14 protein-coding genes are annotated in these 15,525 nt (G+C 74.5%); 5 read left to right on the forward strand and 9 right to left on the reverse strand.

What is annotated here, in order from left to right:
- The first annotated feature begins 59 nt into the window (after positions 1 to 59).
- Positions 60 to 872 carry a phytanoyl-CoA dioxygenase family protein gene (locus tag COUCH_RS18455; RefSeq protein ID WP_249613327.1) on the forward strand — a complete coding sequence of 271 codons (813 nt, stop codon included), beginning with the start codon at positions 60 to 62 and terminating at the stop codon, positions 870 to 872.
- Between the two features lie 27 nt (positions 873 to 899).
- Here COUCH_RS18455 and COUCH_RS18460 read toward each other — a convergent pair whose 3' ends face one another.
- Positions 900 to 1,274: a VOC family protein gene (locus COUCH_RS18460; RefSeq protein ID WP_249613328.1), complete on the reverse strand. Its 375-nt coding sequence runs from the start codon at positions 1,272 to 1,274 to the stop codon at positions 900 to 902.
- 23 nt (positions 1,275 to 1,297) lie between these two features.
- Here COUCH_RS18460 and COUCH_RS18465 point away from each other — a divergent pair, with 23 nt between their 5' ends.
- The 4 genes from COUCH_RS18465 to COUCH_RS18480 all read left to right on the forward strand — a co-directional run bounded on the left by COUCH_RS18465 (position 1,298) and on the right by COUCH_RS18480 (position 6,248).
- Positions 1,298 to 2,215: an RNA polymerase subunit sigma-70 gene (locus COUCH_RS18465; protein ID WP_249613329.1), complete on the forward strand. Its 918-nt coding sequence runs from the start codon at positions 1,298 to 1,300 to the stop codon at positions 2,213 to 2,215.
- 69 nt (positions 2,216 to 2,284) lie between these two features.
- Positions 2,285 to 3,253 carry a hypothetical protein gene (locus COUCH_RS18470; protein ID WP_249613330.1) on the forward strand — a complete coding sequence of 323 codons (969 nt, stop codon included), beginning with the start codon at positions 2,285 to 2,287 and terminating at the stop codon, positions 3,251 to 3,253.
- Positions 3,237 to 4,028: an inositol monophosphatase family protein gene (locus COUCH_RS18475; protein ID WP_249613331.1), complete on the forward strand. Its 792-nt coding sequence runs from the start codon at positions 3,237 to 3,239 to the stop codon at positions 4,026 to 4,028. The genes COUCH_RS18470 and COUCH_RS18475 overlap by 17 nt, the downstream gene beginning before the upstream one ends.
- A gap of 84 nt (positions 4,029 to 4,112) precedes the next feature.
- Entirely contained in the window at positions 4,113 to 6,248 is a 2,136-nt protein-coding gene (locus COUCH_RS18480) for a glutaminase family protein (protein ID WP_249613332.1), read from the forward strand.
- A gap of 160 nt (positions 6,249 to 6,408) precedes the next feature.
- On the opposite strand, the gene COUCH_RS18485 is transcribed toward COUCH_RS18480, so the two are convergent.
- The 8 genes from COUCH_RS18485 to COUCH_RS18520 are packed head-to-tail and all read right to left on the reverse strand — an operon-like array spanning position 6,409 to position 15,501.
- Positions 6,409 to 6,849 carry a DUF1707 SHOCT-like domain-containing protein gene (locus tag COUCH_RS18485; RefSeq protein WP_249613333.1) on the reverse strand — a complete coding sequence of 147 codons (441 nt, stop codon included), beginning with the start codon at positions 6,847 to 6,849 and terminating at the stop codon, positions 6,409 to 6,411.
- A 53-nt stretch (positions 6,850 to 6,902) separates the two neighbouring features.
- Entirely contained in the window at positions 6,903 to 7,598 is a 696-nt protein-coding gene (locus COUCH_RS18490; RefSeq protein ID WP_249613334.1) for an FHA domain-containing protein, read from the reverse strand.
- A complete protein-coding gene (locus tag COUCH_RS18495; protein WP_249613335.1) occupies positions 7,595 to 8,860 on the reverse strand; it encodes a vWA domain-containing protein in 1,266 nt (421 codons plus the stop codon). Before COUCH_RS18495 ends, COUCH_RS18490 begins: the two co-directional genes overlap by 4 nt.
- 9 nt (positions 8,861 to 8,869) lie before the next feature.
- Positions 8,870 to 9,832, reverse strand: a complete 963-nt coding sequence (locus tag COUCH_RS18500; protein WP_249613336.1) for a PP2C family serine/threonine-protein phosphatase — start codon at positions 9,830 to 9,832, stop codon at positions 8,870 to 8,872.
- Positions 9,829 to 11,949: a serine/threonine-protein kinase gene (locus COUCH_RS18505; RefSeq protein WP_249613337.1), complete on the reverse strand. Its 2,121-nt coding sequence runs from the start codon at positions 11,947 to 11,949 to the stop codon at positions 9,829 to 9,831. The genes COUCH_RS18500 and COUCH_RS18505 overlap by 4 nt, the downstream gene beginning before the upstream one ends.
- A 56-nt stretch (positions 11,950 to 12,005) precedes the next feature.
- Entirely contained in the window at positions 12,006 to 13,196 is a 1,191-nt protein-coding gene (locus COUCH_RS18510) for a hypothetical protein (protein ID WP_249613338.1), read from the reverse strand.
- Between the two features lie 8 nt (positions 13,197 to 13,204).
- Positions 13,205 to 14,167: a glutamate ABC transporter substrate-binding protein gene (locus COUCH_RS18515; protein ID WP_249613339.1), complete on the reverse strand. Its 963-nt coding sequence runs from the start codon at positions 14,165 to 14,167 to the stop codon at positions 13,205 to 13,207.
- Positions 14,167 to 15,501, reverse strand: a complete 1,335-nt coding sequence (locus COUCH_RS18520) for a hypothetical protein (RefSeq protein ID WP_249613340.1) — start codon at positions 15,499 to 15,501, stop codon at positions 14,167 to 14,169. Before COUCH_RS18520 ends, COUCH_RS18515 begins: the two co-directional genes overlap by 1 nt.
- Positions 15,502 to 15,525 lie beyond the last annotated feature (24 nt).

Genomic DNA, 15,525 nt, shown 5'->3' on the forward strand with positions numbered 1-15,525 from the left:
GTGAAAACCTTACCGGCATCTCTTGCAACGTGGCATGCAACGTTGCAATCATCGACGGCATGAGCGATGCAGGAGCTGCAGCCAGGGCCGCGATCTACGACGACGGCATCACCGCGTGCAAGGGCGCGTTCAGCGCCGAGTGGGCCGACACCATGCGCGAGGACATCGAGAAGGCCTTCGCCGAGGCCATCGAGCGGCCCGGCGGCGCCGTCGGCCGCGGCCCCAAGCGCTACTACGTCGAGATCCACCCCGAGCAGATGCGCGGCTTCGTCGACCTCGTCACCCACCCGTGGGTCACCGCGGTGTGCGAGGCGGTGCTCGGCCCGCAGTACCAGATCGTCGAGCTCGGCTTCGACATCCCGTTCGCCGGCGCGGTCAACCAGCCGTGGCACCGCGACTTCCCGATGCCGGAGGTCACCCGTACCCGGCGCACGCTGGACTCGCTGGCGTTCAACCTCACGGCCGTGGACACCGAGGAGGACATGGGCCCGTTCGAGATCGCGCCGGGCACCCAGTTCGACGACTCGCCCGAGTTCGAGCACGGCATGTTCCCGCCGAAGTCGCACTACCCCCGCTACGAGGAGCGCGCCGTCCGCAAGTACCCGAAGCGGGGCGACATCTCGGCCCGCTCGGCGCTGACCATCCACCGTGGCACCCGCAACGAGTCGCAGCAGTCCCGGCCGGTGCTGGTCCTCGGCGTGGACGCCCCCGGCGGCGTCAACGGCGAGAAGCACGACACGGCGGTGACCCGGGCGTACTGGGAGACGCTGCCGCAACAGGTCAGGGACCACCTGCACTGCCCGGTCGTGGACGTGCTGACCCCCATCACCCAGAAGCACACCATCGAGGGCCTGGTGATGGGCGAGGCGTGAGCCCGCCGGGCGTGGCCCGGGGCCGCCTCACGGCCAGGTGCGGGCCTCGGCGTCGAACAGCTCCGGCGTGCTGTGCACGGGGACCACGCAGAGCAGATGACCGCCGGGCGCCCGCAGGATGCGACAGCCGAGCCAGCGGTTCACCTCCACGGCGCCCAGCGCGATCAGCCGGGCCGTCTCCGCGTCCACGTCGTCGGTCTCGATGTCGACGTGGTAGCGCGGCGCGTCGTCCACCCGCTGCACGCCGATCTCGAGGGCCGGGAAGGCGCCCCGGAGCATGAGGAACTGCTCCTCGCCCGGGTCCGTACGGGCCGGGACGCCGAGCGCCGCCGACCAGAAGTCCGCGGCCGGCTCGGCATCCGGCGTGTCGATGAACAGACCGTAGAGGCGGCTTCGATGCATGCGGCGACTGTAGTCTCGGCCTCGTGCAGGCGGAGATCTTCCGGGTCGAGCTCACCGGGTACGCGTACCGGATGCTGGGGTGCCCCGGCGAGGCGGAGGACGCCGTGCAGGAGACGCTGCTGCGGGCCTGGCGCCACGCCGACCGGTTCGACGCCGGCCGGGGCTCGCTGCGCACCTGGCTGTACCGGATCGCCACGAACGTCTGCCTGGACATGCTGCGCAGTGCCCGGCGCCGGGCCCACGCCGTCGACCTCGGACCCGCCGCCGAGGCGGGCGCCCCGCTCGGCGAGGCGCTGCCGCGGTCCGCGTTCGTCCGGCCGGTCGCCGATTGCCGGGTGCTGCCGGCCGGTGCGGACCCCGCCGAGCTGATCGTCCGCCGCGAGTCGGTGCGGCTGGCCTTCGTCGCCGCGTTGCAGCGGCTGTCGCCCCGGCAGCGGGCCGTGCTGATCCTGCGGGACGTGCTCGGATGGCACGCCGACGAGGTCGCCGGGCTGCTGGACACCAGCGTCCCGTCGGTGACCAGCGCGTTGCAGCGGGCCCGCGCCACGATCCGCCGCGAGGACACCGGCGCGCCGCTCGACGACGCCGGGCGCGAGCTGCTGGAGCGCTACTGCCGGGCCTTCGAGCGGGACGACGTGGCCGCGATGGTGGCCCTGCTGCACGAGGACGCCACGATGTCCATGCCGCCGTTCGCCTGGTGGCTGCGGGGGCGTGAGCAGATCCGGCTCGTCCTGGAGGTCGCGGGCGGCCCGTGCCGGGGTGCCCGGCTGGTTCCGGTCGCCGCGAACGGCACCACGGCGTTCTGGCAGGAGCGGCCGGCCGGGCCGGGTGGCGCGTACGTGCCGTTCGCCCTGCAGCATTTCGAGGTGGCGCACGGGCGGGTCACCGGCATCTCGACGTACCTCGACGAGGACCCGGCCGCGTGGGGTCGTCCCGGCTGACATCTGTCACGGGGCGTCGATGACGGACGGCTCAGGGACTCGCGTACGCGACGCTCCACGATGGATGTCATGAGAGCCCCCGCCGTCGCGCTGTTCTTCCTGTCGCCGCTGGTCGCCGAGTTCCTCCTCGGCGACTTCACCGTCACGATGCTGCCGTTCCTGCTGCTGCTGGCCCCGATGTACGGCGGCGCCGCCCTGGTCATCCGCGAGGTCACCCGCCGCACCGGGCGCGGCTGGCCGACGATCGTGCTGCTCGCGCTCGCGTACGGGCTGTTCGAGGAGGGCATCACCACGCAGTCGCTGTTCAACCCCGACTACGCCGACGCGCACCTGCTCGACCAGGGTTTCGTGCCGGCGCTGGGGATCGCCGTCCCGTGGACGCTCTACGTGCTCGCCCTGCACAACGTCTGGAGCATCACCGTGCCCGTCGCGCTGGTCGAGGAGGTGAGCGGCCGCCGTACGACGCCGTGGCTGCGGACGCCCGGCCTGGTCGTCGGGTGCGCGCTGTTCGCCCTCGGCGCGTTCGGCACGACGATGGCCTCGTACGGAATGGATCAGTACATCGCTCCCTGGCCCAAGCTCGCGGCCGTGCTCGTCATCGTGGCGCTGCTGGTCGTCGCGGCGTTCCTGGTGCCGTCCGGTGCGCGCCGCGGGGGAGCGGCGCCCGATCCGTGGGTCGTGCTGGGCGTGACACTGGCCGGCGGCGCGCTCTTCATGAGCACCAAGTGGCTGCCCGACGCGGCCGGCGTACCGGCGATGCTGGCCGCGTTCCTCATCGTGACGGCGGCGATCCTGGGCTGGTCGCGGCGCGACGGCTGGGACGGCCGGCACCGGCTCGCGGCGGCGGCCGGTGGACTGCTCACGTACGCCTGGCACAGCTTCACCACGCAGCCGCTCGCCGGCGGCGGCGCGGTCGTCACCCCGGTCAGCCACGCGTTCTTCGCCCTGTGCGCGGTCGCGCTGCTCGTCTGGGAAGCGCGCGGCGTCGCCCGCGGGGCCGGGGCGCGGCAGGATGAGATCCGTGCAGAGCGATCTTGATCTGGCCCGGACGGCCGCCCTCGCGGGGGCGGCCGTCGCGCTGCGGCACTTCGCGGCCCTCGCCGAGCTGCGCCGGGAGGTGAAGCCCGACGGCAGCGTGGTCACCGTCGCGGACCGGGAGACGGAAGCGGCGATCCGCGCGGTGCTCGTCGCCGAGCGGCCCGCCGACGCCGTCCTCGGCGAGGAGGGCGGCGCGGCCGGCTCGGGTGCCCGCCGGTGGATCGTCGACCCGATCGACGGCACCGCCCAGTTCGTCGCCGGGGACGACCGGTGGCTCGTGCTGGTCGCCCTCGAGGAGGAGGGCGACGTCGTCGCCGCGGTCGCCGCGGTCCCGGCGCAGGGCACGCTCTGGTGGGCGCGCCGCGGCGGCGGCGCCTACCGCTCCCGGCTCGACGGTACGGCGGAACAGCGCATCACCGTCGCCACGGGCCGCCCGGACGTGCTCGACGGCAGCCGGCTGGGCGTGGTCCCGGCGCCGCCCAACTACCTCGACAGCGACCGCCGCATCGCCGCGCCACTGGCCGCCCGGGCCGCCGTGGCCGACTGGGACGTGCACGCCCCGTTGCTGGTGGCGAGCGGCGGCCTCGACCTGGCGGTGCAGACCCGGGGGCAGATCTGGGACTTCGCCGCCACGTCGCTGATCGTCACCGAGGCGGGCGGCGCGTACGGCGGCGTGGACGGCATCCGCGGCCCCCGGGCAGGCACCTCGCTCTTCGCCCGCAGCCCGGGCCTGTGGAACCGGGCCCACGCGGTCCTCTGGCCCGAACATGGATGAACATATCCGTACGCGGGACCTTCCTGTTCGGACACACCTGCACTAGATTCACGGTGTTGAATGACTCGGCGGGGAGGTCCGGACATGGCATCTCGGAGACGTCTGCTCCAGCTCGGCGGCACGGCGGGAGCGGGCCTCGCGCTGAGCCCGGTGCTGCCGAGCGCCACCCCGGCCGCGGCCGCGGGCCCGGTCGCCGCCGGCGCCTCGAGCGCAGTGGGGGCCGGGCGCCGGGCTGCGGCGATCCGCCCGCCCGCCGTGCCGCTCGCCGTGCGGTCGCCGTACCTGAGCACCTGGCTTGCCGCGGACAACCTGCCCGGCAGCTGGCCGACGTTCTGGACCGGCCGGGTGACGGCCATGACCGGGCTGGCCACAGTGGACGGCACGCCGTACCTGTTCATGGGGTCGCCGTCCGGGCCCGGCGACTACCCGTTCGCGACGATGCGGCAGACCTCGCTGACGGTCACCGCGACGAAGTCGGAGTTCGTGCTGGAGCAGGCCGGCGTCGAGCTGACCGTGACGTTCCTGTCCCCGGTCACCCCCGGCGACCTGCGCCGGCAGTCGCAGCCGCTGAGCTACCTCGCGGTCAGCGCGCGCAGCCTCGACGGCCGGCCGCACGACGTGTCGGTCTACGTCGACATCTCCGGCGAGTGGGCCTCGGGCGACGCCGGCCGCTCGATCACCTGGGAGCAGCAGACCGCCGCGGACGTAGTCACGCTGTCGTACCGGCAGTCCGCGCCGGACGTTCTCGGCGAGCGGGGCGACACCGCCGAGTGGGGCACGATCGTGCTCTCCAGCCCGGTCCGCTCCGGCCTCACCTGGCAGATCGGCGCGGACGGTGACGTGCGCCGCCAGATCGCCACGCAGCACACCCTGGTGAACACCGTCGACCAGGACAAACCCCGGCGGATCAACGACCGCTACCCGGTCTTCGCCTTCAACGGATCTCTGGGTACGGTCACCCGCCGTGCCTCCGAGCCGTTCGTGGTGAGCATCGGGCACCTGCGTGAGCCCACCGTCAGCTACCTCGGCGAGCAGCTGCCCCCGCTGTGGAAGACGTACTGGCCGAAGTGGACGGACATGGTGGCCGAGTTCCACCGCGACCACGCGGCCGCCGTCGCGCGTTGCGCCCGGCTCGACGAGAAGGTGGAACGCGACGCCGTCCGGGCCGGCGGTCCCGAGTACGCCGCCCTGTGCGCGCTGGCGTTCCGGCAGGCGTACGCGGCCACCGACCTGGTCAGCCGCAACGGCGAGCCGTGGGCGTTCCTCAAGGAGATCTCCAGCAACGGCAACATGCAGACCGTCGACGTCACGTACCCGTCGATGCCGGTGTGGTTGTACGCCGACCCGCAGTACCTGCGGCTGATCCTCGCGCCGGTCCTCGACTACGTGGAGAAGCGCGGCTTCCCGAAGGTCTTCGCCCCGCACGACCTCGGCGCCCACTACCCGAACGCGGACGGGCACCTGTCCGGCGAGGGCGAGGAGGACATGCCGGTCGAGGAGTCGGCCAACATGCTCGTCATGGTGGCCGGATACCTCGCCCGCGTCCCGAAGGCCGAGCGTGAGGCGTACGCGACCGCGCACTACCCGATCCTGCAGCAGTGGGCCGACTACCTGGTGGGCAACGCGCTCGACCCGGACCTGCAGAACCAGACCGACGACTTCACCGGCTTCATCGCGCACAGCGTCAACCTCGCCCTGAAGGGCATCATCGGGATCGGCGCCATGAGCACGGTCGCGACCGCCGCGGGCAAGACCGCGGACGCGGCGCGCTACCTGTCCACCGCCCGCGGCTACATCGCCGACTGGGAACGGATGGCGCTCGACTCCTCGGGCAAGCACCTCAAGCTCGCGTACGACCGGGACGGCACGTGGAGCCTGAAGTACAACGGGTACGCCGACTCGCTGCTGAAGCTGGGACTCGTGCCGGCGTCGGTGCAGCAGCTCGAGGCGGAGTGGTACCTGCAACGGGTGGCCACGGACGGGATCCCGCTCGACATCCGGCACACGTACACCAAGGCGGACTGGGAGATGTGGACTGCGGCGTGGCTCAAGGACCACGCGGAGGTACGGGACGCGCTCATCGCGGGGCTGTACCGGTTCGCGGACACCACCGGCCAGCGGGTGCCGCTGACCGACTGGTACGACGTGGTGGCGAACCGGCAGCAGGGCTTCCAGGCGCGCCCGGTGGTGGGCGGGTTCTTCGCCCTGCTCACCCTCTGAGCCGCTCGCCCGGGCGGCCGGCGCGGGCGGCGCGGCTCGGGCGGGCGGTGCGGCTCGTGTGGGTCCGTGCGGACGGTGCGGCCCCGCGCGGGCGGTGCGGGTCCGTGCGGGCAGCGCGGCTCCGCGCGGGCGAGGTGGGCGCCTCGTCCTGGCGGGCTGCTCAGGAGCGCGCGGCGACGACGAGGGCGGCGACCGCGCCGATGGTGAGGACCACGCTGACGATGCCGAGCACCCGGCCGATCAGCGCCGGCCCGACCCCGTGCGCCCCGCGGCCGCGCGTGCTCAGCACGATCGCCGCGACGCCGAGGATGCCGCCGATCAGGCAGAACGACAGCGGCACCGCCATCAGGCCGAGGATCAGCGCGCCCCGCCCCGCGTTGCGGTCCGGCGGCGCCGGGGGAGCGGCGTTGCGCGGGTCCCACTGCAGGCGCGGCGGCAGGTCCTGGACCTGGGCGAGCAGGTCGGAGGCGTACGTGGCCGAGCCCACCGCGACGATCCGGGCGTCGTAGTCGGACTCGGGCAGGCTGCCCTCGGTGAGCGCCTGGTTCAACAGGTCGATCACCTGGGTGCGGTGCACCGTACCGATGCGCTCGTCCCTCATCGCGGGCTGACCGTAACCCGCCGGCTACCGTCGGCGGGGCGGAATCGAGCAGGTCAGGCCGGTGCGTGCAGGGTGATCGTCGTCCAGGCGCCCACGTGCACCCGGTCCCCGTCGGCCAGCCCGCGGCTGTGCCCCGCGGTCAGCGGCTTCTGCTCGTCGTTGACGTACGTGCCGTTGGTCGAGCCGAGGTCGGTCAGCAGCCACACCCCGTCGACGCTCAGCGTCAGCAGCGCGTGGGCGTGCGAGACGCCCGGGTCGTCGTCGGCGAGGTCGATCTCCGGGCTCGTACCCTTCGAGGTGCTGTGCCGGCCGATGCGGGCCTGCGGGGACGGCAGCGTGATCGTGCGGGTACGGGTCTCGGCCGGGAAGCCGACCCCCTCGATCGCGTTGGCCTCGAAGTACTCGCGGTCCGCGGTGATCGTCGCCGTCCAGGCCGGTACCGGCTCGCCGGGCCCGCCCAGCGCGGGGATCTTGCCGGTGTGGTGGTCGAAGCCGCAGTCCTCGCAGAACCGTCCGGTGCCGGCCCGGGGCGCTGCGCAGTGCGGGCACGCCGGCCCGGCGGTCCCCGACGCGCCCGGGCCTGCGGCCGGGGAAGCGGTGCCGGCCGGGGAAGCGGTGCCGGCCGGGGAAGCGGTGCCGGCCGGGGAAGCGGTGCCGGCCGGGGCGGCGCCGGACATGCGGGCGCCGCACGTGTCGCAGAAGTCGTCGGTGGCCGACACGTGACCCTTGGGGCAGGCGTACGTGGTCACTGGCCGCGCCCCACCCGTACGGTCTTGGTCGAGCGGGTGTCCAGGGCCATCTCGTCCGCCGCCTCGATCCTGCGCCGCAGCCGTACCGTGCCCGTCGCGGCGTCCTCGATCTCCACGACGGTGGACAGCAGCTCCTCGGTCGCCGTGTTGCCGCTCTGGTGCGCCAGCTGCGCCGCGCGGCCGAACTTGAGCGTCGCCGTACGGTCGTCGCCGGCCTTGCGGGCCTCGATACCGGCCTGGATGACGTCCGCGAGCTCGGCCTGGCCGGTGTAGTGGGCGACCTGGCGGTTGATCCGCGCCGACAGCGCCGCGTCGTCCGTCCACACCGCGCGGACCAGGCACTGGGCGTGCGCGACGTCACCCTCCACGACGGACACCCGCGCCGCGAGCATCTCGTCGCCGGCCGCGCCCGCGGTCACGTCCACGCAGACGTGGTAGTCGCGGCTCTCCGAGCCCCACGAGCCCAGCGGGTAGCGGCCGGCCCGCGGCCCGTCCTCGCTGCGCTTGCCGGTCAGGTCCACCATCTGCGGCTCGACCTGCTTGACGAAGCGGATCGTGGAGTTCACCGGCGTCCAGACCTTGAGCTGCACGCCGGCGCTGGTCTTGCCCATCGCGGCCGTCATCATCTGCTCGAAGGCCGCGGCCAGGTCCTGCGGGCGGGCCACGATGTCCACCGTGCCGAGCATCGCAGTGGCGATCTTGCGCAGCTCGGAGACCGTCCAGTTGGTGCCCACGCCCCGGCAGTCGCAGGTGAACGAGCCGCCGATCTCCTGCAGCACGCTCTCCAGGTAGCCCTTGTACTCGCCGTTCTCGCCGTCGGTCAGCAGGATCGCGTGCTGGATGTCGCCGGGGCGCTGCGCGAAGAGCTGGTGGGCCAGCTTGAGCCAGGCGCCCATCGCGGTCCCGCCGTTGGCCTGCAGCCGGTCGATCGCGTGCACCGCCTGGGCGCGGGTCTCCGGCGTCGCCACGGCCAGCTGCCCGGGCGCCGGGAAGAGCTGCTGCGCGGTGCTGACGCCCGCGACGATGGCGAAGCGTACGCCGTCGTCGATGCAGTTCACGGCGGCCTTGGCGGCCTGCCGGGCGGCGATCATGCGGCCCTCGGCCTGCATCGAGCCGGAGCAGTCCACGATGATGATCTCGGTCGCGCCGGCCGTGCGCAGCCCGCCCTCCGCGCCGGACGACGTGACGGTGACGATCGCGTTGACCTCGGTCGCGCCCAGCGCGAGGAACTCGTTCTGGAACGCCTCGGCGGTGTATGCCACGAGCTCTCCCTACGGGTGGATCGGTACCAGGACGACGGTGATGTTGTCGGCCCCGCCGGCCTCGTTCGCGAAGGCGACCAGGGTCCGGGCCGCAGCTATCAGATCAGGTGCCTTGCGTACGGCGGCACGCACGGTCGACGCGAGCTCGGCGGGGTCGGTGAGGTAGTTCCACAGCCCGTCGCTGCACAGCAGGAGCATCCCCGCCTCCCCGGGACGCAGCGTGTCGGTGCGCGGCCGGACGGGTCCGGCGTCCGCGCCGAGCCACGCGGTGATGGCGTGCGCCTTCGGGTCGTTCCACGCCGACTGCGGGTCCACGCCGAGCGCGATCGCGTGCGTGGCCCACGAGTCGTCCTCGGTCAGCTGCCGGGCGTCGCCCCGCTCGGGCACCCAGTACGCGCGGCTGTCGCCGACCCAGCCGTACCCGATCTCCGTGCCGCGGACGCACGCCGCCACGATCGTGCAGGCCGGGTTGGACGCGGCCCGGCGCGGGTCGGTGCGGGCCAGCTCCGCCACCGCGTCCCCGGCGGCGGTGATCGCCTCGGCGACCCGGCCGGCGAGGTCGTCGCCACCCGCGGCGAGCACCCGGCCGGCCGCCTCCGCCGCGACGGCGGACGCCACGTCGGGGTCGTACGACGCGGACACCCCGTCGCAGACCACGGCGTCGGTGTCGGCGCCCCGCACGGCCAGCCACATCGCGTCCTCGTTGCGCTGGTGGCGCAGCCCGCGGTCGGTGACCGCGGCCGCCACCGGCGAACTGTCCGCCTCGGCGTGGTCACGAGGACGCGCGGCGAGCATCCCGCAGGTGCCGCAGTACCCGTCCGCGTCGACCGCGCCGGCCGGCCCGCAGGCCGGGCACCGCGGACCCGCGCCGGCCGGGGAGCCGGTGGCCAGGGTGCGGCCGCAGCTCTCACAGAAGGCGGCGCCGGCGGCCCGCTCGTCGGCGCACGCGGCGCACTCCAGGGAAACGGTCATGTGCGGGTCCTCGGTCGGGAGGCGTTGGCGAGATCGACGAGGCGGATCCGCTCCGGGCCGTGCGCGGCCCGGGCCATCTCCCGGTACGCGGCCTCGAGCGCGAACCGGACGTCACGTTCCCCGGCGGTGCCGTCGCCGGGCGTGCCCAGCACCGCGGCCGGCACCGCGACGCCCGTGGCCAACGCCCGCAACGCCTGCTCCAGCAGCTCGGCGCGCAGCGCGGCCAGCTGGGCGGCCTCCATCTCCAGGCGCTCGATCAGCGCGGCGGCGGCGGTCAGGGCGGCCACGTCGGCCCGCGCGGAGGGGTCGGCGCGGACGAGGGCGCGCACCGCACCGACCTGGGAGCTGCGGTGCGCGGCCGACGTGCCCGGCACCCGGTTGTACGCCTCGACCGCCCCGTCGCGGTCACCGAGTGCCAGCCGGCACCGGGCCAGCCCGGTCGCGGCGGTGGTGTACGCGGGGTCCGTACGGCTGACGACGTCGTAGTGCCGCGCCGCGTCCGCGTGCCGCCCGGCCAGCTCCAGGCTCAGCGCCAGCGCCAGTTTCGGCGCGAGCTCGCCGGGCAGCGCCGAATAGACGGCGTCGAAGCGTTCCCCGGCGCGCCCGAAGTCCCCGGCGGCGAGCGCCAGCACGCCGTCGTACCAGGCGATGCGCCAGTCCGCCCCGAACGTCGCGGCGATCGCGTCGCGCAGCTTCGCGGCCTGCCCGAACGCGTCCGGCCCGATGTCGATGTACGCCCGCAGCGCCCGCAGCTGCACCTCGACGGTGTGTTCGGGCGCCTTGCCGAGCAGCGCGAGCACCTCGCGGGGATCGGTGACGGTGACCGAGGCGAGGAACCCGGCGGCCGGGTCGGCGAGGTCGATCATCGGCGCCGGCAGGTACCGCCACTGCGGCTCGTCGCCGCGCGGGTCGGTGCGCAGCTCCCCGGTGAACAGCCGGGACGTCGCCGGCCGGGGTTCGCCGTCGCCGGCGGCGAGCACCTCGCGCAGCACGCCCAGCATCTGCTCGGCCATCTCGCCGGCGTCCTCGAACCGCTCGGCCGGGTCGGTGCGGGTGGCGCGGGCCAGCAGCCGGTGGAACGAGTCGTGCCGCCGGTACACCTCGACCTCGTCGCGGTCGGGCAGGCTCTCCTTGTACGTGCTCTGGTAGCCGCGGAAGTCGGTGGTGAGCACGGCCAGGGTCCGGCCGATCGTGTAGAGGTCGCTCTGCACGGACGGGCCGGTGCGGGCCATCTCCGGCGCCTGGTAGCCGACCGTGCCGTACAGGGCGGCGTCCAGGTCGTCGACGTGCACCACGCCGCCCAGGTCGATGAGCCGGACCTGGTCGCCGCTCTGGATCACGTTGTCCGGCTTGAAGTCGCAGAAGATCAGACCCCGGTCGTGCAGGTAGGCGAACGCCGGCATGATCTCCAGCACGTACGCGAGCGCCTGCTCCACCGGCAGCGGGTCCGGAGCGCCGGTGCGTTCCCGGCGCTGCTTGAGGATGTCCTTGAGCGAGTCGCCGCCGACGTACTCCATGACGATGTAGCCGGCGCCGTCGTGCTCGACGAAGTTGTAGATCCGTACGATGCCGGGGTGCTCGACCTCGGCCAGGAACCGCCGCTCGGCCACCGCCGCGGCGAGCGCGTCCTCGTCGCCGGAGTTGAGCAGGCCCTTGAGCACCACCCAGCGGTCCGAGACGTTCTTGTCGACCGCCAGGTAGATCCAGCCGAGACCGCCGTGTGCCAGCGGGCCGACCACTTCGTACTGGCCCGCGACCAGGTCGCCCTTGCCGAGCTTCGGGGTGAAGTTGAACGGCTCGCCGCACGAGGGGCAGAACCCGGACGTGCGCCCCGGACGGTCACCGCGGGCGCGGCCGACCGGGTTGCCGCACTTGCCGCAGTACCGCTTGTCCTCCGGGACCTCCGCCACGCTCATCACCGCGGTCGCCGGGTCGCGGGGCTCCAGCGGGGCGACGTCGACCAGGCCACCGCCGAAGCGGCGCCGGCGGGTGCCCGTCCGCGCGCTGCCGGTGCGCGCCGAGCTGCCGGTCCGCGTGGACACGGCGGCCGTGCGGACCGAAGGGGCGGTGGCCGCCCGCTGCTGCGGCGCAGGAACGGGCGTTTTCACGGGGGCCATGCCGCAGGTGTCGCAGTAACCGTCCTGAATGGTCCCGGGGCAGTTGCGCTGGCATGTCATCGGCGGCCCTCCCTCGCGGTCGTCAGCGCGGACACCGCGTCCTGGTACGCGGCCACGGCGGCCCGCGCGGCCTCGAGATCGCACGGTGCGGTGTAGAGCAGCCCGCGGGCGCGCTCGGCGAGCGGGGCGAGAACGGGATCCTCGGCCACCCCGCGGCTGGCCGCCTTGGCCTCGTACGCCCCCAGCCGCCCCCGCAGCTCGTCCCGCGCGGCCGGCAGCCGGGCGTTGCGCGCGGCGGCCGCCTCCAGCCCGGCGAGGCGTTCGCGGGCCTGCCGGGTCCACGCGGCCAGGCGCGGGCTGATCAGCGCCCAGTGCCCGGCGGCGGCGAGCGCGTCGATCGCGGCGAGGTCGGGACCCAGGTCCGGGCCGGCCACCGTGGCGACGGCGGCGTCCGGGAACCGCCCCGCAGCCCGCTCCTCGGCGGCCGCGGCGGTGTGCGCGGCGGCCGCCAGCCGGGTCGCCAGGCCGTGCGCGTCGGCGAGGCGCTGGGTCAGGGCCTCGCGCAGCTCGTCGGCGGAGGTACGTTCGGCGTCCGCCCGGTCGATCAGCGCGCAAACCTCGGCAAGCGCTCTCTCGTCGCAGCCGAGCGGATCGCCGGCCAGCCGTGCGGTGAGCTCCCCGAGGCGCCGGTCCGCCTGGTCGAGCAGGGCCGAGCGGGTGAGCGTGCGCAGCGTGGCGATCCGGGCGGCGGCGTCCGCGGCCTCGGGCAGCAGCCGGTGCCACACGTCGCCGGCCCGCGTCGCCACGCCCACCGCGACCTGGAACGCGGCCTCCATCGCGGACAGCAGCTCGGCGGGGGAGCAGGACCGGGTGACCTTTCCGGCGCCCAGCAGCCCGCGGGCGGCCAGCGGCACGGTGGTCGTGGACAGCGTGATCGAGCGGCCCAGTACCTGGTCGATGTACGCCGACCGCTCCCGGTCGCCGAAGCGGCGCTGCTGCCGCGCCGAGCGGGCCGCGGTGATCAGCGCGGTGAGCTGGCCGTAGCCGTCCCACAGCTGGGTCAGCGCGGCGGTCGCGTCCGCCCAGGCGGCGGCCGTCTGCCCGGTCAGCGCGGTGCGGTCCAGGTCCTTGCGGGCGCCGGAGTCGTCGAGGTCGACCAGGTTCGTGGCGATCGCCGCGGCGGCCGCCTCGAGCCGGGCCAGTTCGGCGTCGGCACGGGCGAGCAGGTCGGTGAAGGGTGCGCTCATCGCCGCGGTCAGTCCCGGTACTGCGCGGCGGGCGGGCGCGGGGCGGGTCCGAGGTCGCCGAGCCAGCGCTCGTACGTCTTCTTCCAGGTGCCGTTCGCCCGGTTGCGCTCGAGCACCGCGTTGACGAAGCGGGTGAACTCGGGGTGCTTCTGGGAGATCGCCATGCCGTACGGCTCCTGCGACATGCGCGGCCCGACGACCTCCGCGTACGGGTCCTGCGCGGCCAGCCCCACGAGGATCGTGTCGTCGGTGGAGATGGCGTCGACCTCGTTCTGCTGGAAGGCGACCAGGCAGTCGGCGAACCCCGCCCGCGCCACCGGGACGGGGTGCGAGGCGGCGGCCGCGATGTTGTCGTAGGAAGTCGAGCCCTGCGCGGCGCACACCTTCCGGCCGCCCAGGTCGCCGATGCCGCGGGCGTCCGAGGTGGACGACACCAGCACCTTCTGCCCGGCGTCGTAGTAGATGGTGGAGAAGTCCACGTCGCCCCACCGGTCGCAGTTGGCGGTCATCGTGTCGGCGACGAGGTCGACCGGCTCCGCGGCGTCCACGGCCTCGACGCGGTCGTCGTACCCGATGACCCTGATCTGGATCTTGTCGGGGTCGCCGAAGATGGCCGCGGCGATCTGCCGGCCCATGTCCACGTCGAAGCCCTCGATCTTGCCGGTGAACGGGTTGCGCGAGCTGAACAGCAGCGTGTCCTGGCTGGTGCCGAGGATGAGCCGGCCGCGGTCCTGGATCGTGCGCATGTACGTGCCGGCCGGCATCGCGCCGGGCTTCGGCAGCGGCCCGGCCGGCCGGCGGCTGGCCCGCGGCTTGCAGGACGTGTCGGCCGGCGTGCCGGGCCCCGACGCGGCGGGCGGGGCCGACGGCGCGGCGGAGGCCTCGGCCCGCGGTCGCGACGAGTCGCCGGAACAGCCGCCGGCGAGGCTCACGAGCAGGACGGCGACGGCGGTGGCGGCACGGGCGCGCATCAGCGGTACTCCTCGAGGCGGGCCCGCAGGCCGGCGGCGGCGAGGGCGCAGACCGCCAGCGCCAGCAGCGGCCCGAGGACGGTGAGCAGGCCCAGCCCGCGCCCGGCGGCGTCGATCTCGCGGGTGAAGGCGGCCTTGCGGTCCTCCAGCGCGCGGCCCAGGTCGCCGGTGAGCGCGGTGAAGCTGCGCGTCGTCGGCTCGCCGACCGCCAGCTTCACGGCGTCGTCGTAGCGACCGCCCTCGTCGAGTGCGCGGATCCGCTCGTGGGCGTTCTCCCAGTCCCGGCGGTTGCGGGCGGCGGACTCCAGGGCCGCGCGGGCGGGGCCGGCGGCGCCACGTCCGGCCTGGTCGAGCCGGCGGGTCAGCTCCCGGCTGTTCGCCTCGTACGGGTCCTTGCCCGGCTCCGGCGAACCCTGCCGGGCCACGAGGGTGAGCGCGTCGTCGCCGCGCTCGCGCAGGGCGTAGATCCGCGCCTCGGCGAGCAGCGCCACCGGCGCCGAACCGTCGCGGGCCGCGCCGGTCAGGTGCGAGCGCTGCCCGGTGAGCACCACCGCGGTGGTCAGGGTCAGCGCGAGCGTCACGGCGGTGGCCACGAGCAGTGGGACGTTGAACGTACGGCGGGTCGAGCGGCTCAGGTGGACCTGGGTGACCAGCAGCGTCGCGAGCAGCGCCACCAGCAGGACCACGAGCAGCGCGGACCACCACGAGCTGCGTGCGCCGCCGTAGCCCTCGTCCACCTCGGCCCGCGCGCTGCGGAACAGCACCTGGGCCTGCGGCTGCAGCGAGTCGCGGCTGAGCTGCGAGGCGGTCGACAGGTACGACGCGCCGACCGGCAGCCCCTGGCGGTTGTTGGCCCGGGCGCTGGCCACGAGGGCCGCGTACCGGGGGATGCCGGCCGACAGCGCGCGGATCGCCTCCGCGGCCGGCCCCTCCGGCGGGGTGCGCCGGGCCGCGGACATCAGCGCGGTCGTGGCCCGTTCGAGGTCCCCCTCGTAGCGGCGGGTCAGCTCGGCCGGTTCGAGGCCGCCGGCCAGGAACGCCTGCGCGGCGGTGGTGTCGGCGTCGGCGAGCGTCGAGTAGATCGTCTCGGCCTCCACCAGCAGCGGCTGCGCCCGGTCGCCGAGGTCGTCGGTGCCGGCCCGGGCCGAGGCGGCGGTCAGGCCGGCGACCAGACCGGTGAGCACCCCGAACACGAGCAGCGCCGTGAGCAGCAGCTGCAGGCGGCCCGGCGACGTGTGGCGCAGGCCCCGGACGCGCCGCAGGAGCCCGCCCGGCGCCGGGTCCGCCACCGGGCCCGGGACGGGCGCCACCCGGTCGAGCTGCGCTGTGCTCAAGCTTCCTCCGTGGTGCCGGTCGAC

The sequence above is a fragment of the Couchioplanes caeruleus genome (genome assembly GCF_023499255.1).
Lineage (GTDB): Bacteria > Actinomycetota > Actinomycetes > Mycobacteriales > Micromonosporaceae > Actinoplanes > Actinoplanes caeruleus_A.